Genomic DNA, 21,133 nt, shown 5'->3' with positions numbered 1-21,133 from the left:
GGAAGGTCCATGCTGCGAACACCGACGGGCGGCGCCGGAACCGGCGCCGCCGCGGGCGACAGGCTGGTCAGCATCGGCACGGTGCTGAACCAGTTGCGCGACGAATTTCCCGAAGTGACCATCTCCAAGATCCGGTTCCTGGAGGCCGAGGGGCTCGTGGAGCCCCGGCGTACGGCCTCCGGGTACCGGAAGTTCAGCCCGCAGGACGTGGAGCGGCTCGCCCAGATCCTGCGGATGCAGCGGGACCACTACCTTCCGCTGAAGGTCATCCGCGAACACCTCGACGCCCTCGCCAGGGGAGAGCAGATCAAGCTCCCGGCCCCGGGGCGCCGGTCCAACCTGCTCGAGGGTGCCTGGGAGCAGGACGCGGAGCCGCCCACCGCCGCCCGGATCGGGCGCGCCGAGCTGCTGGCCGCGGCCGAGGTCACCGAGACCGAGCTGGCGGAGTGGGAGTCGTACGGGCTGATCTCCGAGGCGGACAGCGGCGGCTACGACCCCGAGAGCGTGACCGTCGCGCGGCTTGTCGCGGATCTGGGGAGATTCGGTCTCGAACCCCGGCACCTGCGGGCCGTCAAGGCGGCCGCGGACCGGGAGGCCGGACTGATCGAACAGGTCGTCGCGCCGCTCCGCCGGCACCGTAATCCGCAGACCAGAGCGCATGCGGAGGCCACCGCCCAGGAGCTGGCCGCGCAGTCGGTGAGGCTGCACGCGGCCCTCGTACAGACCGCTCTGGGCATCCGTCTCCAGTGACGTCCAGGGCGGCCTTGGAGGGGCCCGACTATCCAAACCGGTCGGGCACGTCCTAGGGTTGCTGTGTGAACGAGCTCGACGTTGTGGGTGTCCGGGTGGAAATGCCCTCCAACCAGCCGATCGTGCTCCTGCGTGAAGTGGGAGGCGATCGGTACCTCCCCATCTGGATCGGACCGGGGGAGGCGACCGCGATCGCCTTCGCCCAGCAGGGGATGGCCCCGCCGCGGCCGCTGACGCACGACCTGTTCAAGGACGTGCTGGAGGCTGTGGGACAGGAACTCACCGAAGTCCGCATCACGGATCTGCGTGACGGGGTCTTCTACGCCGAACTGGTCTTCGCCAGCGGCGTCGAGGTGAGTGCGCGGCCGTCGGACGCGATAGCGCTCGCCCTTCGGACCGGAACGCCGATCTTCGGCAGTGACGGTGTGCTGGACGACGCCGGTATCGCGATTCCGGACGAGCAGGAGGACGAGGTGGAGAAGTTCCGCGAGTTCCTCGACCAGATCTCACCGGAGGATTTCGGGACCAACAGTCAGTGACGCGGAGCGACGCGGCCGCGCGCCGTTCGCGGGGTGCCGTCAGAGCATTCGAGTAGCCTTTCCCCGGCGAGAGATACGGGAAACCACTCTCAGGGTGATTATCACTCGGCGTGCCGAGTGTGGCGATCGTTGACGCACCCCGAGTGACTGCCTACCTTCGTGTGGGCAGGTCAAGGACGGAGGGTCGGCGTGATGAGCAGCGCGGACGGTACGGCAGGGAGCTCGCTCGGACGCGCGTCCGGAGAGAGCGGCCCGTATCCGCTTCACGGCAGTGTGGGCGACTTCGGTACGGGCACCGGTGCGGGCACCGGACTGAGCGGCACAGAACCGGGCGAGGGCCCGGGCGCGGCGGGCGAGGTGGTCGGCTACCGGGGCCCGACGGCCTGCGCCGCGGCCGGGATCACCTATCGCCAGTTGGACTACTGGGCGCGTACGGGGCTCGTGGAGCCGAGCGTGCGGCCCGCCTACGGGTCGGGGACACAGCGGCTCTACAGCTTCCGCGACGTCGTCGTGCTGAAGATCGTCAAGCGCTTCCTCGACACCGGCGTGGCCCTGCAGAACATCCGGGCCGCCGTGCAGCATCTGCGCGCGCGGGGCTTCCGCGATCTGGAGCGGATGACGCTCATGAGCGACGGGGCCACGGTGTACGAGTGCTCCTCGCCGGACGAGGTCGTCGACCTGCTCCAGGGTGGCCAGGGCGTCTTCGGCATCGCCGTCGGCGTGGTCTGGCGGGATGTCGAGGCGGCGCTCTCGCAGCTGCACGGGGAGCGGGTCGACACGGGCGAGACGCTCGTGGGGCACAACCCCGGGGACGAGCTGGCCAGGCGGCGGCGGGACAAGGCGGTCTGAGGAGCCTCTCGCTCCTCGATGCGTCCCGTGCGGCGTTGTCAGTGGCGTAAGGCAGCATCGGATACGTGAGAGCCGCGCCGACGATCCTGCATCTCGACATGGATGCGTTCTTCGCCGCCGCCGAGCAGGCGGCGAAGCCCAGCCTGCGCGGAAAACCCGTGATCGTCGGCGGTCTCGGTCCGAGGGGCGTGGTGGCCACCGCGTCGTACGAGGCGCGCAGGTTCGGAGTGCACTCGGCCATGCCGATGGGGCAGGCGCGGCGGCTCGCACCCAACGCGGCCTTCCTCGTCCCGCGCTTCTCCTTCTACCGGTCGATCAGCGAGCAGGTCATGGAGCTGCTCGGACGGCTCTCCCCGCTCGTGGAGCCGCTCAGCCTCGACGAGGCGTTCGTGGACCTGGAGGCGGGTGAGGTGGCCGACGACAGCCTGAGCGCCCGGGCCGCCGGGGAGCGGCTGCGCGTCGAGATCCTCGCGGCGACCGGTCTGACCGGGTCCGTGGGGCTCGCCGGGTCCAAGATGATCGCGAAGATCGCCTCAGAGGAGGCCAAACCCGACGGGCTCGTCCTGATCGAACCCGGCACCGAGCGGGAGCTCCTCGGGCCGCGGTCGGTGCGGATCCTGCCGGGTGTCGGCCCGGCGACCGGGGAGCACCTGCGGCGGGCCGGCATGACCACCGTCGCCGACCTCGCCGAAGCGGGCGAGGACGAGCTCGTACGGCTCCTCGGACGGTCGCACGGGGCCTCCCTGTACCGGATGGCCCAGGGGTACGACGATCGGCCCGTGGTGGCCGAGCGGGACGCCAAGTCGGTGTCCGTCGAGGACACCTTCGACGTGGACCTGCACGACCGCGTGCGGATCAGGACCGAGGTGGATCGGCTCGCGGAGCGGTGCGTGGGCCGGCTGCGGGCCTCGGGGCACTCGGGGCGGACCATCGTCCTGAAGGTGCGGCGGTACGACTTCTCGACCCTGACACGGTCCGAGACGCTGCGGGGCCCGACGGACGACGTGGTCGTGGTGCGCGAGGCGGCGGGACGGCTCCTGGAGGCGGTGGACACGACGGGTGGCGTGCGGTTGCTCGGGGTCGGGGTGAGCGGGCTCGCGGACTACACGCAGGAGGACCTGTTCGCGCAGGCGGAGGCCAGGGCGGAGGCGGAGGCCAGGGCGGAGGCGGAGGGCCAGGCCGGCGATGCGGGGGAGGTCGCCGTGGCCGCGGCCGAGACCTCCGTCGTGCCCGAGCCCGCGGTCGAGCCCGAGGCCGAGGGGGCGGTGGAGCGGCACTGGGCGCCGGGGAACGACGTACGGCACGCCGTGTACGGGGCGGGGTGGGTGCAGGGCAGCGGGGTCGGGAGGGTCACCGTGCGGTTCGAGGAGCCGACGTGGTCGGAGCCGGGGCGGGTGCGGACGTTCGCGGTGGACGATCCGGAGCTGGTGCCGGGGGAGGCGTTGCCGCTGGTGGACAGGGGGGTCGACGCCGGGGGCGTCGGGGTGGCCGGAACGGGGTGAGCCCGGCCCCTGGGGGCCGGGCTCGTGGTGGCACGGGTCCTACTGGCCCGCCAGGCGGCCGAAGTCCGTGTCCGGGGTGTCCGTGGGAGGTGGGGGCAGGGTCAGGCTGTAGTGCCGGTAGAGCTGGAGTTCCTGCTCGGGGGAGAGGTGGCGGCCCACGCCGAAGTCGGGGGCGTCCTTGATGAGCGCCCGTTCGTACGGGATGTGGAGTCCGTCGGCGAGCAGCTCGCTCGGGTCCAGGGGGACGAAGGCGTCCCGGCTGAAGAGGCCGGTGCGGACCGCCGCCCACTCCGGGATGCCGGTCGCGTCGTCCAGGTACACCTCGTCCACGGTTCCGATCTTGTGTCCGTTACGGTCGAACGCCTTGCGGCCGATCAGGCTGCGCGGATCGATATCGGTCTGCACGGTCCCTCCAACTGGTCGCAACTGCTCTACACCCCTACGAAAGTGCACATCTGGGATGTCGGCCACTTGAGCGATGGGAGCCGCAACCTCGCTGGTAGGCTGGCTGTGGCTGTCGACCCTGTGCGGGAGAGTCCCCGGAGAAACCTTCCGGTGGACGCCGAAGGAGCAAATCCTCCCCGGAATCTCTCAGGCCCCTGTACCGCACGGACGAGGTCACTCTGGAAAGCAGAGCGGTGTCCGACGGCATGCGCTCTCACCGACGGTGAAAGCCGGCGTGCCGCGAGGCGTGCCGGTGAAACTCTCAGGTTGAGATGACAGAGGGGGAGGCCGTCCGGGTACCCGCGCCGTGGTGCCCCTCGCAGGTCGTGACGACCAGGAGGCCTCCGTACATGACCGCCAACCGTATTCCGCTCTCCGAGCTCGAACAGGGCATCCCGTTCGAGCAGCGGCACATCGGGCCCGACGCCGAGGCGCGCGCCAAGATGCTCGCCCAGGTCGGCTACGGCTCGCTCGACGAGCTCACGGCCGCCGCGGTGCCGGACGTCATCAAGAACACCGAGGCGCTGGACCTGCCGGCCGCGCGCACGGAGGCCGAGGTCCTCGCCGAGCTGCGTACGCTCGCCGACCGCAACCAGGTCCTCGCGCCGATGATCGGCCTCGGCTACTACGGGACGTTCACCCCGCCCGTCATTCTCCGGAACGTCATGGAGAACCCGGCCTGGTACACCGCGTACACGCCGTACCAGCCGGAGATCTCCCAGGGCCGCCTCGAGGCCCTGCTGAACTTCCAGACGGTCGTCGCCGACCTCACCGGGCTGCCGACCTCCGGCGCCTCCCTGCTCGACGAGGGCACCGCCGCCGCCGAGGCCATGGCGCTGTCCCGCCGTGTCGGCAAGGTCAAGAACGGTGTCTTCCTCGTCGACGCCGACGCCCTGCCGCAGACGATCGCCGTCATCGAGACGCGCGCAGAGCCGACCGGTGTCGAGGTCGTCGTCGCCGATCTGAGCGAGGGCATCCCCGCCGAGGTCGCCGAGCGCGGTGTCTTCGGCGTGCTCGTCCAGTACCCGGGCGCCTCCGGCGCCGTCCGCGACATCAAGCCGCTGGTCGACGCCGCCCACGAGCTCGGCGCCATCGTCACCGTCGCCGCCGACCTGCTCGCGCTCACCCTGCTCACCTCGCCCGGCGAGCTGGGCGCGGACATCGCCGTCGGCACCACCCAGCGCTTCGGCGTCCCGATGGGCTTCGGCGGTCCCCACGCCGGCTACATGGCCGTCCAGGACAAGCACGCCCGCTCCCTGCCCGGCCGACTGGTGGGCGTCTCCGTCGACGCCGACGGCAACCGCGCGTACCGCCTCGCCCTCCAGACCCGCGAGCAGCACATCCGCCGCGAGAAGGCCACCAGCAACATCTGTACGGCGCAGGTGCTGCTCGCCGTCATGGCCGGCATGTACGCCGTCTACCACGGCCCCGAGGGCCTCAAGGGCATCGCGCGCCGCACCCACCGGTACGCCGCGATCCTCGCCGCGGGTCTGACGGCCGGAGGCGTGGAGCTCACCCAGGGCGCCTTCTTCGACACCCTCACCGCCCGCGTGCCCGGCAAGGCCGACGCCGTCGTGGCCGCGGCCCGTGAGGCCGGTGTCAACCTCTACCGCGTCGACGCCGACCACGTGTCCATGTCGTGCGACGAGACCACCGGGCGAGCCCAGCTCGCCGCCGTGTGGGGAGCCTTCGGCGTCACCGCCGACGTGGAGGCGCTCGACGCCGCCACCGAGGACGGGCTGCCCGCCGGTCTGCTGCGCTCCGACGCGTACATGACCCACCCGGTCTTCCACGCGCACCGCTCCGAGACCTCGATGCTGCGCTACCTGCGCAAGCTCGCCGACCGCGACTACGCGCTCGACCGCGGCATGATCCCGCTCGGCTCCTGCACGATGAAGCTGAACGCGACGACGGAGATGGAGGCGGTGACCTGGCCCGAGTTCGGTCAGATGCACCCCTTCGCCCCGGTCGACCAGGCGCAGGGCTACCTCACGCTCATCACCGAGCTGGAGGAGCGCCTCTCCGAGGTCACCGGCTACGACAAGGTGTCGATCCAGCCCAACGCCGGTTCGCAGGGTGAGCTGGCCGGTCTGCTCGCCGTCCGCGCCTACCACCGCGCCAACGGCGACCTCCAGCGCACGGTCTGCCTCATCCCGTCCTCAGCGCACGGCACCAACGCCGCCTCCGCGGTGATGGCCGGCATGAAGGTCGTCGTCGTCAAGACCGCCGACGACGGCGAGGTCGACGTGGCCGACCTGCGCGCCAAGATCGAGCAGTACCGCGACGAGCTGTCCGTGCTGATGATCACCTACCCGTCGACGCACGGCGTCTTCGAGGAGCACGTCGCCGACATCTGCGCCGAGGTGCACGACGCCGGTGGCCAGGTGTACGTCGACGGCGCCAACCTCAACGCGCTCGTCGGTCTGGCCAAGCCGGGCCACTTCGGCGGCGACGTCTCGCACCTGAACCTGCACAAGACCTTCTGCATCCCGCACGGCGGCGGCGGTCCCGGCGTCGGCCCGGTCGGCGTCCGCGCCCACCTCGCCCCGTACCTCCCGAACCACCCGCTCCAGCCCACCGCGGGCCCGGAGACCGGTGTCGGCCCGATCTCGGCCGCCCCGTGGGGCAGCGCCGGCATCCTGCCGATCTCGTGGTCCTACGTGCGTCTGATGGGCGGCGAGGGCCTCAAGCGCGCCACCCAGGTCGCCGTGCTCGCGGCGAACTACATCGCCAAGCGCCTGGAGCCGCACTTCCCGGTGCTCTACACCGGCCCGGCCGGTCTCGTCGCGCACGAGTGCATCGTGGACCTGCGTCCGCTGTCCAAGGCGACGGGCGTCACGGTCGACGACATCGCGAAGCGCCTCATCGACTACGGCTTCCACGCGCCGACGATGTCGTTCCCGGTGGCCGGCACGCTGATGATCGAGCCGACCGAGTCCGAGGACCTGACCGAGCTGGACCGTTTCTGCGACACGATGATCGCGATCCGGGCCGAGATCGAGAAGGTCGCCTCCGGCCAGTGGCCCGCCGACGACAACCCGCTGCACAACGCCCCGCACACCGCGGCCGCGCTGGGCGGCGAGTGGAACCACGCGTACACCCGCGACGAGGCGGTCTTCCCGGCCGGGGTCTCGGCCGCCGACAAGTACTGGCCGCCGGTGCGCCGGATCGACGGTGCCTTCGGTGACCGGAACCTCGTCTGCTCCTGCCCGCCGATGGACGAGTACGACAACTGAGCATGACGGTGGCCCCGGGTCGCCTTCAGGCATGAGGTGAGGGCCGGTCCGGAGATCTTCTCCGGGCCGGCCCTCGGCGTCTCTCGGGTGTCCCTCGGATGTCTCGCGCTGTCCCTCGTACGGTGACTGCCCCGTGCCCTCAGGCGGCGGTCGCCACCTGCCCCGCCGTCAGCGGCCGGTGCGGGGCGATGATCTGCCCGTCCGGCAGCAGTTCACCGGTGTCCTCGAAGAGCAGGACGCCGTTGCACAGCAGGCTCCAGCCCTGCTCCGGGTGGTGTGCCGTCAGTCGGGCCGCCTCACGGTCGGCGGAGTCGGCGGTGGGACAGGCGGGCTGGTGCTGGCACATGGGTGGGTTCTCTCGCTGCGTCGTAGTGGATGTCCTGCGGCTCTTCGCGCTCATCGCCGCCCCCGTAGGTCGGTTCGGTCCGGTCCCAGTCTTGCCCCATGGACGGCCTTCCGCAGGTATTTCGCGGCAGCTCGTCCTTTCCTGGGAAGACGCATCACCCGCAGGGGCGGTTCAGGTCAACTGCACCGTCCCTTCGGGTGGTTCGGGGTGGTCCCAGCGGGCTAGTCCGTCCGGGAGGAGTGTTCGGGCGAGGCGTTCGACAGGGTGTGCTCGGACAGCAGTGCACCCCGTGACCCGGACGGGTCACGGGGCGGTGGTGCGCGGGGGGTGGATCAGGCGGGCGCCGCCGAGCCCAGGAGGGGCGGCGGCGCGAGACGCATCCGGAGGACGGGCAGGAGATCGGCGGCCTGGTACGCGTGGTGGGCCGCGATCCCCGGCGGCGCGGGGGCGAGCGGCACCATCAGGTCGGCCGCGCCCGGGGTGGTCGTGGCGCCGTGGTCCCCGGGCTCGGCGTGCAGCCAGAGGGTCTGCATGTACAGCTCGGGCACCGAGAGCAGCCGCGGCTGGTAAGCGGTGGGCAGCCCCTCCGCCTGGAGCAGCGCCCGCTCGGTGGCGACGACGTAGGGCCCCTCGAAGAAGTGCGAGAAGGACCAGCCGTCGGGGGTGAGCATGGTGTCCGCGGCGGCGATGGCTCGGCCCCCGCTCCTGATCAGGAAACGCCAGCCGATGAGCCGGGTGCCGGGCGTGTGCCCCGGTGCCGCGGCGACGCCCAGGACGTGGACGGGCAGGGGGAGTTCGGGGCTCAGTGGTCCCTGCGCTGCCCGCAGGGCGGGGGTTCGCGCCTCGCGGACGGCGGTCGGCGAGCCGAGGGCCGCGAGGACACTACGGAGGGCCGGCGCGGGGGCCGGGGAGTTTCGGAGCATGGTGGGTCGCCTCTCGCTCAGGAGACACGGTGACGCGTGGGCAGGTACGACGGCGCTGTCGGCGGCGGGGCCGGAGGTGGGGCCGTAAGGGGCCGTGGCCGGGCGCCAACACTCTGCCTCGTCCGCGGAGTTTATACGACACGTGTTCACACAGTGTTTCCGCTAGACGTCGCCCATATTCCTGGCAAGGCGTCATCGAGCCGTAAAACATGGGGCGTAGAAGCGGAATCGTACGGGTCGCACCGTCCTCACCTGCGTATTCCTCGCGCAGTCGGACGGCTGAATTGCGACCCGGGTTTCCCGGACAATAGGACATTGGTATATGTCGTTTGTCCTTGCCTTCGGGGTGTGCCGGTGGGGTACCGCATCAAGCCTATCCTCCGACAGCCTTCTTCCGCAGGCGTTGTGGATCAGCGGGGTGGGCATCATCGTCCGTGACGCGCGGCCGTCATGGCGGCTGCCCACTCGCGGAGGGACGCTTCGATGGGGGACAAGGTCGCGGCCGACGGGTTCGGCCCGTCCGACCGGCAGCAGTACCGGAGAAAGCTCCAGCAGTGTCTGGCGGGGCTCGCGAGACTCCTGGCGGAGAAGCGGTTCGACCGTCCGCGCAATCTCATGGGCGTGGAGATCGAACTCAATCTCGCCGGTGCCGACGGGCTGCCGCGCATGCTCAACGCGCCGGTGCTCGAAAAGATCGCGAGCCCCGATTTCCAGACGGAACTCGGAATGTTCAATCTCGAAGTGAACATCGCTCCCCACCAGCTCGACGGGCGTGTATTCGACCGGCTCGCCGAGGAGATCGGAACCGGAATCGGATATGCCGACCGCAAGGCCGCGGAACTCGACGCGGGGGTCGTCATGATCGGCATACTCCCCACGCTCACCCAGGACGACCTGGTCTTCGAGAACCTGTCGGCCGCCGACCGCTACACGCTGCTCAACGACCAGATCCTCGCGGCGCGCGGCGAGGACTTCACGCTCGACATCCACGGTGTCGAACGCCTCCTGTGCACATCGGAGTCGATCGTGCCCGAGGCGGCCTGCACCTCGGTCCAGCTCCACCTCCAGGTCACGCCCGCCCGCTTCGCCGCCGTGTGGAACGCCTCGCAGGCGGTGGCCGGCGTCCAGATCGCGCTCGGCGCCAACGCGCCCTTCGTCTTCGGCCGCGAACTGTGGCGGGAGTCGAGGCCGCCGCTCTTCCAGCAGGCCACCGACACCCGCCCGCCCGAGCTGCAGTCCCAGGGCGTCCGGCCGCGCACCTGGTTCGGGGAGCGGTGGGTCGACTCGGTGTACGACCTCTTCGAGGAGAACCTCCGCTACTTCCCCGCGCTGCTGCCGATCTGCGACGAGGAGGACCCGCTGCTCGTCCTCGACGAGGGCGGGGTGCCGCGCCTCCAGGAACTCGTCCTGCACAACGGCACCGTCTACCGCTGGAACCGGCCCGTGTACGGCTGGGTCGACGGCGTCCCGCACCTCCGCGTCGAGAACCGGGTGCTGCCGGCCGGGCCGACCGTCACCGACGTCATCGCCAACGCGGCCTTCTACTACGGGCTCGTGCGTTCGCTCGCCGACGACCCCAGGCCGATCTGGAAGCGGATGGCCTTCGAGGACGCCGAGGCCAACTTCGACACCGCATGCCGGCACGGCATCGAGGCGGAGCTGCGCTGGCCCCGCTCGGGCCGCACGGGCGGCATCGCGACCGTCCCCGCGGTCCGGCTGGTCCTCGACGAGCTGCTGCCGATGGCCGCGGCCGGGCTCGACGGCTGGCACATCGAGCCCGCCGACCGGGACTTCTACCTCGGGGTGATCGAGCAGCGCTGTCTGCGGCGGGTGAACGGTGCCTCCTGGCAGGCCGACACCTTCCACCTGGCGCTGGATTCGGGCCTCGACCGCGCGGCGGCGCTCGCGGCGACCACCCGCCGCTACCGGACCCTCATGCACGCGGGCGAACCGGTCCACACCTGGCCGGTGGGGATCGACTGATCTCGCTTCCCGGCGGCGTGGGCGGGGCGGCGGCCGATCATGACACAGTGGTCGGGCCGCAGCGGCGGCGTCCGTCCGCGACCGGGAAGTGGAGACAGGTGTGGTGTCGGAGCAACGAGTGAGTGATGCCGCCCTGCCCCCCGACGGTCTGCCGCGCCGGGTGTTGCGCTCCGAGATGCTGATCGTCCTGGCGCTCTCGCTCGGCGCGAGCGCGGTGTCGTCGCTCATCAGCTTCACCGGCTCGATCACCAGGTCCGGGCCGCTGAAGGAGCAGGCGGCGTCGCTCAACGGCTCGTACGCGCTGGGTCGGCCGTGGCTCGACCTGTCCTGGCAGCTCTTCGGCATCGCCTCGGCCCTCGTGCCGGTCGTCCTGGTCGCCCATCTGCTGCTGCGCGAGGGTTCGGGGCTGCGGGCCATCGGTTTCGACCGGAGCCGGCCGTGGCCGGACCTCGGGCGCGGGACGGTGGTCGCGGCGGTCATCGGGAGCGCCGGACTCGCCTTCTACCTGGCGGCGCAGGCGACCGGGTTCAACCTGACCGTGGTCCCCGAGTCGCTGCCCGACGTGTGGTGGAAGTACCCGGTGCTGATCCTGTCGGCGATCCAGAACTCCGTCCTGGAGGAGGTCATCGTCGTCGGTTATCTGCTTCGCCGCCTTGGGCAGTTGGGGTGGACGCCGATGGCCGCCCTGATGGCGAGCGCGGTGCTGCGCGGCTCGTACCACCTGTACCAGGGGATCGGCGGCTTCGTGGGCAACGTGGTGATGGGCGTGGTCTTCGTCCTGTTGTACCGGCGCTGGGGCCGGGTCGGGCCGCTGGTCGTGGCGCACTCCCTCCTCGACATCGTGGCCTTCGTCGGTTACGGGTTGCTCGCGGGCAGGGTGGGCTGGCTGCCGACGGTGTGACGCGGCATGGGTGAGGGGCCGTACGGCGATTGCCGTACGGCCCCTTCGTGTGTGTGCCGGCGGTCGGGGCCGGTCAGGCGTGCAGCTCGCCCTCGATGACCGTCACCGCGTGGCCGTTCAGCAGGGTGCGCTCGCCGCGCAGGCGCGTACGGACGAGACCCGTACGGGCGCCGCCCTGGAATCCGACGAGGTCGTCGCGGCCGAGCCGGGCCGACCAGTAGGGGGCGAGCGCGGTGTGGGCGCTGCCCGTCACCGGGTCCTCGTCGATGCCGACGGCGGGGAAGAAACCGCGGGAGACGAAGTCGTAGCCCAGCTCGGGGCGTTCGGCGGCGGCGGTCACGATGACGCCGCGCGAGGAGAGGCCCTTCAGGGCGGCGAAGTCCGGGGCGAGCGCACGCACGGTGTACTCGTCGTGCAGCTCGACGACGAGGTCGCCGATGTGGGCGGCCGTGTCGTGGACGGCGAGGACATCGGCGCCGAGCGCCTTCTCCAGGCCTTCGGGGACGGCGACCGGGGCGAGGGACGAGGTCGGGAAGTCCATCGTGATCGTGCCGTCGGTCTCGGCGGTGGCGGTGAGGACGCCGCAGCGGGCGGAGAAGCGGACGGTGCCGCTCGCCGTGCCCGTGGAGTGCAGGACGTGTGCCGTGGCGAGGGTGGCGTGTCCGCACATGTCGACCTCGGTGGTCGGGGTGAGCCAGCGCAGCGCCCAGTCCGCCTCGCCGCCGGCCGGCAGGGGGTGGGCGAAGGCGGTCTCGGAGAGGTTGACCTCCGCGGCGACCTTCTGGAGCCACGCGTCGTCCGGGAAGGAGTCGAGGAGCACGACTCCGGCCGGGTTTCCGGAGAAGGGCTGGTCGGTGAAGGCGTCGACGATTCGGATGCGCATGGCGCCGTACGTTACCGGGCGCGGACTTCGGCGGAACAAGGCCAATCGGGGGGCACTGGACCGGGCCGATGCCCCGTGGCCCCCCGTTCCGGTAGGTCGGCATGCTTGCTCGGTGAACAGTTCCGATATATCGTTGAGGCATCGCGACCGTTCAACGATGTAATCCCGATGGAAGGAGCGTTGCGATGCGTTCACACGGACACGAGTACGGAAACGGACACGGAGCCGGCCGTGGAGGCTGCGGCCCCGGCCCCCGTGGTGACTTCGAGGGGCGGCGTGCCGCGTTCGGTCCTTTCGGCCCGGGTTTCGGCGGCGGGCCCCTCGGTGGCGGACCCTTCGGGGGGCGTGGCCACGGCGGGGGCCGGGGAAGGGCGCGGCGCGGTGACGTGCGCGCCTCGATCCTGGCGCTCCTGAAGGACCGCCCGATGCACGGCTACGAGATGATCCGCGAGATCGGCGAGCGGAGCGACGGGGCCTGGAAGCCCAGCCCCGGCTCGGTCTACCCGACCCTCCAAATGCTGGAGGACGAGGGGCTGATCACCAGCGCGAGCGAGGGCGGCAAGAAGCTCTTCACGCTCACCGACACCGGACGCGCCGAGGCCGAGGGCGGGCCCGACGCCCCCTGGGAGGAGGCCGGGCGCGGGGTCGACTGGGAGGCGCTGAACGAGGTGCGTCAGGCCGGTTTCGGTCTGATGGAGGCCTTCGGGCAGGTCTGGAAGAGCGGCACTCCCGAGCAGCGTCAGAAGGCGGTCGCCGTGATCGGCGAGGCCCGCAAGAAGCTGTATCTGATCCTGGCCGACGAGGACTGATCCTGGCCGACGAGGACTGAGCCGTGTCGGCGGCGACCGAGCCGTGTCGGCCGGTACCTGGTGTGCGGATGAGGGCCCCGTGGTCGCCGCGGGGCCCTCATCCGCGCCCGCGTCAGGTGACCAGGTCCGAGAGCTTGCGCAGGGACTCCGTCAGCGCCGCCGTCGCCGAGTCCTTCAGCTTGCCCGCCATCAGGGAGACGGCCGCCCCGGTGAACCCGCCGTCGATCCGTACGGTCGTCGCCTCCCCGTCCGGCGTCAGCGAGTAGCGCGTCGTGACGACGACGCCCATCGGGCCCTTGCCCTTGATGGCGAGGGCCCGCTCGGACTCCAGCTCCTCGACGGTCCAGAGCACCTCGGCGGGGAAGCCCATCAGCTTCATGTTCTCGGTGAAGGTGGCGCCCGCCTCCAGGGCCTCCGGGCCGCCGTTCGGGAAGCTGGTGTGGGTGGCGTTCCACTCGCCGTACGAGGGGAAGTCCGTGAGGCGCGCCCAGACCTTCCCGGTCGGCGCCTCGATCCGTGCCTCCGCGCTGACTTCGGCCATGAGACCACCCCTTCACGCGTGCCCACTGGTTCCGGTGTCGCGGAACGTAGCCGGGCGGCCGTGAACATTCAATACTGATGAACCGTCAGTTCTGCGGTGGTCGGTCCCGCGCCGTCCCCGATCCACCAGATCTCGGCCGCGTCGAAGCTGTCGGAGGCCCGGGGCGCCCCGTCCTCCTCGTGGCAGTGGAACGCGGCCCAGAACAGATCGGCCGGCAGTGCCTCCCGGGGTGCGTACACCCGGTAGACGTACTGCCGCCCGTCGAGCGCGAGCAGAGCCACCATCCAGAACACGACCGGAGGACGTACGGGGAAGGGGCTTCGGTTGCGTGAGGGGCGCAAAGCAAGGCGGCGCGCGCCCCACGGGCGCAACGCGCGTGATCTCATCCGTAAGGAGGAGGAACCGCGCGCGCGTGCCCAACTCCGGTGGGATGCGGACATGCTTCTCCCCGGCGATGCTCCGGACGCCAGGGCCTGATGAGGTGGGAGGGTGCACCATCCCGTCCCGATTCCCCAGCCGTACCGGCAGCCCGTCGCCCCGCGCGCGGAGCTCGCGCACCTCCTCACACCGTCCCTCATGACGGTGCTGGCGGGCGCGCGCCGCAGAGCCCTCCGGGACGGGGACCGTCAGATCGACACCGCCCACCTCCTCCACTCGCTCATCGAGTCCGACCCCGAGGCCGGCGCCGCCTTCGAAGGCGGACACCAGCTCGCCCGCGTCCTCGGCTACCTCGCCCAGCGGTCCATCGGCTACGGCCTGCGCTGGCAGCGCTCGGTCGAGGAATCGGGTGCCGGGCGCCCGCTGCCGGCCGTGCACGGGGCGCCGCCGCGGGACGCCAAGGGCTCCGGCTGGTCACCGGCCGCCTCCGCCGCCCTGGAGGAGGCCTTCCGGCGGGCCGCGGAGCGCGGCGACGCCCAGGTCCGCGGCGTCGACCTGCTGGCCGTCATCACCGCCGCCCCCGAGAGCCGGGCCGTCGAGGTGCTGCGCCGCGCGGGGGTCGATCCGGCCGCCCTGGCCGACCGCATCGCCACGATGCCGGAAGGGGTGATTCCGGAGGTCTGCGGCGAGCCGTCTCAACAGGTGTAACGGGGGTTACGCGCCTGACCGCTCCCTGCCATCATGGCCCGATGCACGCGACTCAGGGGAGAAGCGCCGGCCTGGGGATCGCCCTGGTCTCGGCCTGCGCATTCGGTGGTTCAGGAGTGGCGGCCAAGCCACTCATCGAAGCGGGACTCGACCCGCTGCACGTGGTGTGGCTCCGGGTCGCCGGCGCCGCGCTCGTCATGCTCCCGGTGGCCTGGCGCCACCGGGACCTCGTGCGCCGCAAACCCGCCCTCCTCGCGGGCTTCGGACTGCTCGCCGTCGCCGGAGTCCAGGCCTTCTACTTCGCCTCGATCTCCCGCATCCCCGTCGGCGTCGCCCTGCTCATCGAATACCTCGCCCCCGCCCTCGTCCTCGGCTGGGTCCGCTTCGTCCAGCGCCGTCCCGTCACCCGCGCGGCGGCCCTCGGCGTCGTCCTGGCCGCGGGCGGTCTCGCCTGTGTCGTCCAGGTCTGGTCCGGGCTCACCTTCGACCTCGTCGGTCTGCTCCTGGCACTGGCCGCCGCCTGCTGCCAGGTCGGCTACTTCGTCCTCTCCGACCAGGGCGCGGGCGAGGACGGGCAGGCCGACCCGCTCGGAGTCATCGCGTACGGCCTGCTCGTCGGCGCACTCGTCCTCACCGTCGTCGCCCGCCCGTGGGGCATGGACTGGGCGCTCCTCGGCGGCAGCGCCGACATGGACGGCACCGCCGTGCCCGCGTGGCTGCTGCTCGGCTGGATCGTGCTGATCGCCACCGTGCTCGCCTACGTCACCGGCGTCGTCTCGGTGCGCCGGCTCTCCCCGCAGGTGGCCGGTGTCGTGGCCTGTCTGGAGGCCGTCATCGCGACCGTCCTCGCCTGGGTCCTGCTCGGAGAGCACCTGGCCGCTCCGCAGATCATCGGCGGCGCGGTGGTGCTGGTCGGCGCCTTCATCGCCCAGTCCTCGACGCCGAAGGCTCCCGCTGCCGGACCCGTGGCGGGGTCCGCCGCGGAGGGGGACCCGGAGGCCCGGGACACCGAGTTGTCCTCCGGACGGACCGCCCCGTAGGGTGCCGATCATGCATTCGACCGTCCTTCCGCCGCCCGCCGCCTAGCGCGCGCGGCGACTCTCCTCGACGAAGACCGGGCTCGGCCGGGCGACTCCTCGCCCCCGAGCGGTTCGTCGCTGCCCGCGCGCGGAGCCGAGCGACCACCTTTCCCTCCTGTCTTCCACGGAGAAGTCACGTGTCGAACTCTTCGGAATCCGCCCTGTCCGTCGGGCGGAGCCTGCTCTATCTGATCGTCGCCGGGATCGCCTGGGGCACGGCCGGCGCCGCCGCCTCGCTGATCTTCCGCGTCAGCGACATGGGCCCGCTGGCCCTCTCCTTCTGGCGCTGCGTCGGCGGCCTCGTCCTGCTGCTCGCAGCACTGGCCCTGAGGCCCCGGCGCGGTGCCGCCCCGGTGGCCAGGGAGCCGCGCCGTCGGAGGACGCTCCGCGTCCTCGGTACGGGGATCGGGCTCACCCTCTTCCAGAGCGCCTACTTCGCCGCCGTCCAGGCCACCGGCCTCGCCGTCGCCACCGTCATCACCCTCGGTGCCGGGCCCGTGCTCATCGCGGTCGGCGCCCGGCTCGCCATGGGCGAGCGCCTCGGTCGCGGCGGCATCGCCGCCGTCACGGGGGCACTCGCCGGACTCTTCGTCCTCGTCCTTGGCGGCGGGGCCGCGGAGGTACGCCCGCTGGGCGTCGTCCTCGCGGTCGTCTCTGCGGCCGGATACGCGGCCATCACCGTGCTCACCCGTTGGCTCGGCAGGGACGGCGGCCGTACGGACGCCCTCTCCACCACCACCTGGGCCTTCGCCATCGGGGCGGTCGGACTGCTGCCCGCCGCGCTCGCGGAGGGCCTCGTACCGCACACGGACGCGCCGGTGACCGTGCTTCTGCTGCTCGTGTACGTGGCGGCCGTGCCGACCGCCCTCGCGTACGCGCTGTACTTCGCGGGTGCCGCGGTCGTCCGGGCCGCCACGGTCTCCGTGATCATGCTCCTGGAGCCGGTGAGCGCGGCGGTGATCGCCGTCTCGCTGCTCGGCGAGCAGCTCACCGCCGCCGTCGTGCTCGGCACGCTGCTGCTGCTCACCGCCGTCACGGGCCTGGCCTACACCGAGGCGCGTACGGCGGCGGAGCGCAGGCGGGAGGCGGTCGCCGCGGTGTAGGGGGACGTGGCGGTGGAGTGGGCCGGGCGGCCGGGCGATGTCCTCGCCCGGCCACCCGGGTCGTCCTCCGTACGTCTCAGAGCGCGGTCAGGTAGTCCGGCACGGCGACGGCCGGGTCGAGGTCGTCCGCCGGGACCGGCGTTCCGTAGCCGCCGCGCACCGGGACCACGCCGGACCAGTGGGGGAGCGACCGGTCCTCGGGGTCGTCGTTGGGGCCGCCGGCGCGGACCTTCGCCGAGACCTCGTCCAGGTCCAGCCGGATGACGGCCGTGGCGGCCAGCTCCTTGGTGTTCGCGGGGCGCGAGTCGGCGGAGCGGCCGGGGACGACCTGGTCGACGAGCGCGTCGAGTGCCGTGCGCAGTTCCTCGGGGTCGGTCACCTGGTGCGCCGTGCCGTGGGCCACGACCGAGCGGTAGTTGAGGGAGTGGTGGAAGGCGGAGCGGGCGAGCACCAGGCCGTCGACGTGGGTCACGGTCAGGCAGACGGGCAGGCCGGGGGACGCGACGCCGTCGCCGGTGGCGCGCAGGGGCCGGGAGCCGGTGGAGCCGTGCACGTAGAGGCGGTCGCCGACACGGGCGAAGAGCGTCGGGAGGACGACGGGCGCGCCGTCGCGGACGAAGCCGAGGTGGCAGATGTAGGCCTCGTCGAGTATCGAGTGGACCAGTGCCTTGTCGTACGAGGCGCGCTCGCGGGAGCGCGTGGGCACGGTCCGGTCGGTCGGCGTGTACGTGTCGGCGGCGGTGGTCATTGCGTACTCCATTGCACTAGTGCATACTCGTGTTTGTGCTAGGAGAGTATCGGATCGAAGGTCGTCGCGCATCGGACATCGCCGCGAGCGTGGAGCGAGGGGTCGGCACCGGGGCCTTGCAGCCCGGCCAACTTCTGCCGCCCATGCGGGAGTTGGCGGTGATGCTCGGCGTGAACCCCAATACCGTCGCCGCGGCGTACCGCACCCTGCGCGAGCGCGGGGTCATCGAGACCGACGGGCGGCGCGGCAGCCGGGTGCGGCCGCGCCCCGCCACGACCGCGCGCGGCTCGATCAGGGTGGAGGCCCCGGAGGGGGTCCGCGACGTGAGCAACGGCAGCCCCGACCCCGCCCTGCTGCCGCCCCTCGGCGAGGCCTTCGCCGAGGTGGCGCGGCGGTACGCCGAGAAGCCCGGCATGTACGGGGAGGCCCCGCTCGACGAGGAGTTCGGACGGCTCGCGCGCGCCGCGTTCGACGCGGACGGCGTCCCCGACGGGCCCATCGGCGTCGCATCGGGCTCCCTCGACGCCGTCGAGCGCGTGCTCGCCGTCCACCTCCGGCCGGGCGACGCCGTGGCCGTCGAGGACCCCGGCTGGGGCAGCCTCCTCGACCTGGTGCCCGCGCTCGGGCTGCGCCCCGTACCCCTCGCCGTCGACGACGAGGGACCGCTGCCGGCGGAGGTCGAGCGCGCGATCCGGCAGGACGGGGCACGGGCCGTCATCGTCACCGACCGGGCGCAGAACCCGACGGGCGCCTGTGTGACCGACGCCAGGGCACGGGAGCTGCGCCAGGTCCTCGACAGGCATCCCGGCGTCCTGCTCATCGAGGACGACCACGGGCACGGCATCGTCGCGCAGCCGCTGCACCCGCTGGCCGGAGGAACCGACCACTGGGTGCTGGTCCGTTCGGTCGCCAAGGCCTACGGGCCCGATCTGCGCATCGCGGCCTTCACCGGTGACGCCGAGACCGTGGACCGGGTCCTGGGGAGGCAGCGGCTCGGCCCCGGCTGGGTCAGCCGCCTGCTCCAGCAGACGGTCGCGCACCTCTGGGCCGCGGAGGCGGTGGACCCCGCCGTCGTCGCGCGTTCGTACGGGAAGCGGCGCGACGGACTCGTGCGGGCCCTGGCCCGGCGGGGCGTCGAGGCCCACGGGCGGGGCGGCATGAACGTATGGGTCCCCGTCCCCGACGAGACGGGCGCGGTGGCCCGGCTCCTCGCCTCGGGCTGGGCGGTGGCGCCGGGCGCCCGCTTCCGGATGAACGCCGGGCAGGCCGTGCGGCTCACCGTCTCCGGACTCGCCGTCGCGGACGTGGAGCCGCTGGCCGACGCGGTCGCGCGGGCGGTGGGGCCGGTGGTGGCGCGGAGTTATGGGTAGGGGTGGTGCCGGTCCGGTGGTCGGGCCGGCCCGTCCCCGCAGTCAGGCCTTGGCCCCGGACCGTTCCCGTGATGCCGTGGCGGGGGCGGCGGCCGGTTCCCTCGGCGGCGGGTTCGTGGTGGCGCGGCGGGAGGTGCGGGTCTGGGTGAGGGCGGCGCCCGCGAGGACCACGACGGCGCCGAGCGGGGTGTTCCAGGTGATCTGCTCGTCGAGGAGGGCGACGCCCGCAGCCGTGGCGATGACGGGAACGAAGTACGTGACCATGGAGGCCGTCGTCGGGCCGACCTCCGCGACCACGCCGTACTGGAGCAGCATCGCGTACCCCGTACCGAGTGCTCCGAGCGCGATCACGGCCAGGAGCGGCATCAGCTCCACGGACTCGGGGGCCGAGGTGAACAGGGGTGTCACCACGGCCAGTTGCAGGGCCGCGAGCCCTACCTGGGAACCGGCGAGCGAGAGGTTCGAAGCTCCGGTGCCGGTCAGCGTCCTACGGACGTAGATCCAGCCGACCGCGTAACTGAAGGAGGCGAGCAGAGCCAGCGCGGTGCCCGTCACGTCGAGTCCGGAGAACCCCTGCCACGCGCCGAGGACGGTCAGCACCCCCATGAAGCCGATGCCCAGGCCGGCGGCGCGGACCCGGGTCGGGCGGTCCTCGGACAGGGCGACGAGGGAGAGCAGCATGCCCCACAGCGGGGTCGTCGCGTTGCAGATTCCCGCCAGGGTCGACGAGATCGTCAGCTCCGCGTACGCGAAGAGGGAGAAGGGCAGCGCGTTCAGGAGGAAGGCCGCGACCGCCAGATGACCCCAGACGCGAGCGCCGCGCGGCAGCCGGTCGCGCTTCACCACCAGGGCGACCGCGAGCACCGCCGTACCGAAGAAGAGCCGGCCGAAGGCGACCTGGAGCGGCGCGAAGCCCTCCGTACCCACCTTGATCAGGAGAAAGCTGAAGCCCCAGATGAGGGCCAGTACGCCGAAGCGGACGCGCCAGTCGAGCAGACGTGAGGTGAGGGCGGTGGGCGAAGCGGAGGGCGAGGGCGGCGATGCGGGGCTCATGCACTCAGGGTGACGGTCCCGATCTCGTAGAACAAGCGAGAATTCCTCGACCCTTCCCCTTAGTATCGCTTACATGTTGAACCTCGAGCGCCTGCGCACCCTCGATGCCGTCGCCCGGCACGGCTCGGTCAGCGGCGCGGCCGACGGACTCCACGTCACCACCTCGGCCGTCTCCCAGCAGCTCTCCAAGCTGGAGCGCGAGGTGGGGCAGCAGCTGCTCTCCAAGCACGGCCGGGGCGTGCGGCTCACCGACGCGGGGACGCTGCTCGCCGAGCACGCCGCCCGGATCCTCTCCCAGGTCCAGCTGGCCCAGGCCGACATCGAGGCCCAGCGCGGCCAGGTGGTGGGCGAGGTACGGGCGGCGGCCTTCCCGACGGCGGCCCGCGGCCTCTTCCCGGCCGCGCTCACCACCCTGCGCGCGGGGCATCCCGACCTCCGGGTCCGCACGGCGGAACTGGAGCCCGAGCAGGGCGTACGCGCGGTACTGCGCGGCGACGCGGACCTCGCGATCGTCCTGGACTGGAGCAACAAGCGCGCGCCGGTCCCCGGCGGGCTCGAACGGGCCCATCTCCTCGACGACTTCGCCGACGTCGCCCTGCCCGCCGGGCATCGGCTGGCCGGGCGGGAGGCGGTGGACCTGGTGGACTTCGCCGACGAGGAGTGGGTGTCCTGGCCCGAGGGCGAGTTCTGTCACGACTGGCTGATGTTCACGCTGCGCTCGCAGGGCATCGAACCGCGCATCGGGCACCTGGCGGGGGAGCACCACACCCAGCTGGCGCTCGTCGCCGCCGGACTCGGGGTCTGCGTGACGCCCCGGCTCGGCCGTCCGGTGCCCGACGGGGTCGTCTTCGTTCCCGTACGGCAGCAGATGCGGCGCCACATCCACGCCACCTGGCGCGCAGACGCGGGACGCCGCCCCTCGGTGCGCGCGGTCGTCGCGGCGCTCCGGGCGGCGGCCGGGTCGCTGGCGGGCTGAGGAGGGGGCGGG

At 72.1% G+C, this 21,133-nt stretch carries 21 protein-coding genes and 1 riboswitch; of the genes, 13 read left to right on the top strand and 8 right to left on the bottom strand.

Annotated elements, in window-relative coordinates; genetic code table 11:
• Positions 1–9: 9 nt before the first annotated feature.
• The 4 genes from ftsR (at position 10) to IO20_RS0104920 (ending at position 3,640) form a co-directional block, all read left to right on the top strand.
• The gene (ftsR, locus tag IO20_RS0104935) at positions 10–750 is read left to right on the top strand and encodes a transcriptional regulator FtsR (RefSeq protein WP_030545725.1); all 741 of its coding nucleotides are present in this window, start codon (positions 10–12) and stop codon (positions 748–750) included.
• Between the two features lie 65 nt (positions 751–815).
• Positions 816–1,289: a bifunctional nuclease family protein gene (locus IO20_RS0104930; protein ID WP_017238433.1), complete on the top strand. Its 474-nt coding sequence runs from the start codon at positions 816–818 to the stop codon at positions 1,287–1,289.
• A gap of 192 nt (positions 1,290–1,481) precedes the next feature.
• Complete coding sequence (locus IO20_RS0104925) at positions 1,482–2,138, top strand: MerR family transcriptional regulator (protein ID WP_211270341.1); 657 nt, start codon at positions 1,482–1,484, stop codon at positions 2,136–2,138.
• Between the two features lie 65 nt (positions 2,139–2,203).
• Positions 2,204–3,640 (top strand): DNA polymerase IV, encoded by a 1,437-nt coding sequence (locus IO20_RS0104920; protein ID WP_051874234.1) that lies wholly within the window; start codon positions 2,204–2,206, stop codon positions 3,638–3,640.
• Positions 3,641–3,679: 39 nt separating this feature from the next.
• Here IO20_RS0104920 and IO20_RS0104915 read toward each other — a convergent pair whose 3' ends face one another.
• On the bottom strand, positions 3,680–4,045 hold the full coding sequence (locus tag IO20_RS0104915) for a PRC-barrel domain-containing protein (RefSeq protein ID WP_030209680.1): 366 nt from the start codon (positions 4,043–4,045) through the stop codon (positions 3,680–3,682).
• Between the two features lie 113 nt (positions 4,046–4,158).
• A riboswitch (glycine riboswitch) is annotated at positions 4,159–4,257 on the top strand.
• A 177-nt stretch (positions 4,258–4,434) separates the two neighbouring features.
• Between IO20_RS0104915 and gcvP the strand changes: the two genes are divergently transcribed.
• Positions 4,435–7,320: an aminomethyl-transferring glycine dehydrogenase gene (gene gcvP, locus IO20_RS0104910; RefSeq protein WP_030545734.1), complete on the top strand. Its 2,886-nt coding sequence runs from the start codon at positions 4,435–4,437 to the stop codon at positions 7,318–7,320.
• Between the two features lie 139 nt (positions 7,321–7,459).
• On the opposite strand, the gene IO20_RS0104905 is transcribed toward gcvP, so the two are convergent.
• Both IO20_RS0104905 and IO20_RS0104900 read right to left on the bottom strand, forming a co-directional pair.
• Positions 7,460–7,666, bottom strand: coding sequence for a DUF5999 family protein (locus tag IO20_RS0104905; protein WP_030209668.1), 207 nt, complete (start codon positions 7,664–7,666; stop codon positions 7,460–7,462).
• A gap of 332 nt (positions 7,667–7,998) precedes the next feature.
• Entirely contained in the window at positions 7,999–8,589 is a 591-nt protein-coding gene (locus IO20_RS0104900; protein ID WP_030545736.1) for a hypothetical protein, read from the bottom strand.
• A 483-nt stretch (positions 8,590–9,072) separates the two neighbouring features.
• On the opposite strand from IO20_RS0104900, the gene IO20_RS0104895 reads away from it, so the two are divergent.
• Together IO20_RS0104895 and IO20_RS0104890 are read left to right on the top strand one after the other, a co-directional pair.
• A complete protein-coding gene (locus IO20_RS0104895) occupies positions 9,073–10,572 on the top strand; it encodes a glutamate-cysteine ligase family protein (protein WP_030545738.1) in 1,500 nt (499 codons plus the stop codon).
• Positions 10,573–10,747: 175 nt separating this feature from the next.
• On the top strand, positions 10,748–11,473 hold the full coding sequence (locus tag IO20_RS0104890; RefSeq protein ID WP_245684869.1) for a CPBP family intramembrane glutamic endopeptidase: 726 nt from the start codon (positions 10,748–10,750) through the stop codon (positions 11,471–11,473).
• A gap of 73 nt (positions 11,474–11,546) precedes the next feature.
• Here the strand turns inward: IO20_RS0104890 and IO20_RS0104885 are convergent, their stop codons facing one another.
• Positions 11,547–12,356, bottom strand: a complete 810-nt coding sequence (locus IO20_RS0104885; protein ID WP_030545742.1) for a PhzF family phenazine biosynthesis protein — start codon at positions 12,354–12,356, stop codon at positions 11,547–11,549.
• A 386-nt stretch (positions 12,357–12,742) separates the two neighbouring features.
• Between IO20_RS0104885 and IO20_RS0104880 the strand changes: the two genes are divergently transcribed.
• Complete coding sequence (locus IO20_RS0104880) at positions 12,743–13,165, top strand: PadR family transcriptional regulator (RefSeq protein WP_030545744.1); 423 nt, start codon at positions 12,743–12,745, stop codon at positions 13,163–13,165.
• 112 nt (positions 13,166–13,277) lie between these two features.
• On the opposite strand, the gene IO20_RS0104875 is transcribed toward IO20_RS0104880, so the two are convergent.
• The gene (locus IO20_RS0104875; RefSeq protein WP_030545746.1) at positions 13,278–13,706 is read right to left on the bottom strand and encodes a type II toxin-antitoxin system Rv0910 family toxin; all 429 of its coding nucleotides are present in this window, start codon (positions 13,704–13,706) and stop codon (positions 13,278–13,280) included.
• 68 nt (positions 13,707–13,774) lie between these two features.
• The gene (locus IO20_RS36255) at positions 13,775–13,999 is read right to left on the bottom strand and encodes a hypothetical protein (protein ID WP_037634576.1); all 225 of its coding nucleotides are present in this window, start codon (positions 13,997–13,999) and stop codon (positions 13,775–13,777) included.
• A gap of 196 nt (positions 14,000–14,195) precedes the next feature.
• On the opposite strand from IO20_RS36255, the gene IO20_RS0104865 reads away from it, so the two are divergent.
• From IO20_RS0104865 to IO20_RS0104855, 3 genes are all read left to right on the top strand, one after another.
• Complete coding sequence (locus IO20_RS0104865; protein ID WP_051874236.1) at positions 14,196–14,792, top strand: Clp protease N-terminal domain-containing protein; 597 nt, start codon at positions 14,196–14,198, stop codon at positions 14,790–14,792.
• A 41-nt stretch (positions 14,793–14,833) separates the two neighbouring features.
• On the top strand, positions 14,834–15,832 hold the full coding sequence (locus IO20_RS0104860) for an EamA family transporter (protein ID WP_030545750.1): 999 nt from the start codon (positions 14,834–14,836) through the stop codon (positions 15,830–15,832).
• A 176-nt stretch (positions 15,833–16,008) separates the two neighbouring features.
• The gene (locus IO20_RS0104855) at positions 16,009–16,974 is read left to right on the top strand and encodes a DMT family transporter (RefSeq protein WP_030545752.1); all 966 of its coding nucleotides are present in this window, start codon (positions 16,009–16,011) and stop codon (positions 16,972–16,974) included.
• Positions 16,975–17,050: 76 nt separating this feature from the next.
• Here the strand turns inward: IO20_RS0104855 and IO20_RS0104850 are convergent, their stop codons facing one another.
• Positions 17,051–17,722 (bottom strand): pyridoxamine 5'-phosphate oxidase family protein, encoded by a 672-nt coding sequence (locus IO20_RS0104850; protein ID WP_211270340.1) that lies wholly within the window; start codon positions 17,720–17,722, stop codon positions 17,051–17,053.
• Between the two features lie 35 nt (positions 17,723–17,757).
• Here IO20_RS0104850 and IO20_RS0104845 point away from each other — a divergent pair, with 35 nt between their 5' ends.
• Positions 17,758–19,092 carry an aminotransferase class I/II-fold pyridoxal phosphate-dependent enzyme gene (locus tag IO20_RS0104845; RefSeq protein WP_078945805.1) on the top strand — a complete coding sequence of 445 codons (1,335 nt, stop codon included), beginning with the start codon at positions 17,758–17,760 and terminating at the stop codon, positions 19,090–19,092.
• Between the two features lie 42 nt (positions 19,093–19,134).
• On the opposite strand, the gene IO20_RS0104840 is transcribed toward IO20_RS0104845, so the two are convergent.
• Positions 19,135–20,145, bottom strand: coding sequence for a DMT family transporter (locus tag IO20_RS0104840; protein ID WP_030545758.1), 1,011 nt, complete (start codon positions 20,143–20,145; stop codon positions 19,135–19,137).
• A 73-nt stretch (positions 20,146–20,218) separates the two neighbouring features.
• Between IO20_RS0104840 and IO20_RS0104835 the strand changes: the two genes are divergently transcribed.
• Positions 20,219–21,121: a LysR family transcriptional regulator gene (locus IO20_RS0104835; RefSeq protein WP_030545760.1), complete on the top strand. Its 903-nt coding sequence runs from the start codon at positions 20,219–20,221 to the stop codon at positions 21,119–21,121.
• The last annotated feature ends 12 nt before the right edge of the window (positions 21,122–21,133 follow it).

Origin of the sequence: Streptomyces exfoliatus (genome assembly GCF_000725545.1) — a bacterium.
In the GTDB taxonomy this organism is placed as follows: Bacteria; Actinomycetota; Actinomycetes; order Streptomycetales; family Streptomycetaceae; genus Streptomyces; species Streptomyces exfoliatus.
The sequence above is the reverse complement of the archived record's forward strand: the minus strand, read 5'-3'. Positions and strand labels throughout refer to the sequence as shown.

What these genes read in the sequence shown, in the direction of transcription:
- ftsR (WP_030545725.1), top strand. Translation starts at nt 10, where the DNA reads ATGCTGCGAACACCGACGGGCGGCGCCGGAACCGGCGCCGCCGCGGGC.
- IO20_RS0104925 (WP_211270341.1), top strand. Translation starts at nt 1,482, where the DNA reads ATGAGCAGCGCGGACGGTACGGCAGGGAGCTCGCTCGGACGCGCGTCC.
- gcvP (WP_030545734.1), top strand. Translation starts at nt 4,435, where the DNA reads ATGACCGCCAACCGTATTCCGCTCTCCGAGCTCGAACAGGGCATCCCG.
- IO20_RS0104905 (WP_030209668.1), bottom strand. Translation starts at nt 7,666, where the DNA reads ATGTGCCAGCACCAGCCCGCCTGTCCCACCGCCGACTCCGCCGACCGT.
- IO20_RS0104900 (WP_030545736.1), bottom strand. Translation starts at nt 8,589, where the DNA reads ATGCTCCGAAACTCCCCGGCCCCCGCGCCGGCCCTCCGTAGTGTCCTC.
- IO20_RS0104895 (WP_030545738.1), top strand. Translation starts at nt 9,073, where the DNA reads ATGGGGGACAAGGTCGCGGCCGACGGGTTCGGCCCGTCCGACCGGCAG.
- IO20_RS0104890 (WP_245684869.1), top strand. Translation starts at nt 10,748, where the DNA reads ATGCTGATCGTCCTGGCGCTCTCGCTCGGCGCGAGCGCGGTGTCGTCG.
- IO20_RS0104885 (WP_030545742.1), bottom strand. Translation starts at nt 12,356, where the DNA reads ATGCGCATCCGAATCGTCGACGCCTTCACCGACCAGCCCTTCTCCGGA.
- IO20_RS0104875 (WP_030545746.1), bottom strand. Translation starts at nt 13,706, where the DNA reads ATGGCCGAAGTCAGCGCGGAGGCACGGATCGAGGCGCCGACCGGGAAG.
- IO20_RS0104860 (WP_030545750.1), top strand. Translation starts at nt 14,834, where the DNA reads ATGCACGCGACTCAGGGGAGAAGCGCCGGCCTGGGGATCGCCCTGGTC.
- IO20_RS0104850 (WP_211270340.1), bottom strand. Translation starts at nt 17,722, where the DNA reads ATGACCACCGCCGCCGACACGTACACGCCGACCGACCGGACCGTGCCC.
- IO20_RS0104840 (WP_030545758.1), bottom strand. Translation starts at nt 20,145, where the DNA reads ATGAGCCCCGCATCGCCGCCCTCGCCCTCCGCTTCGCCCACCGCCCTC.
- IO20_RS0104835 (WP_030545760.1), top strand. Translation starts at nt 20,219, where the DNA reads ATGTTGAACCTCGAGCGCCTGCGCACCCTCGATGCCGTCGCCCGGCAC.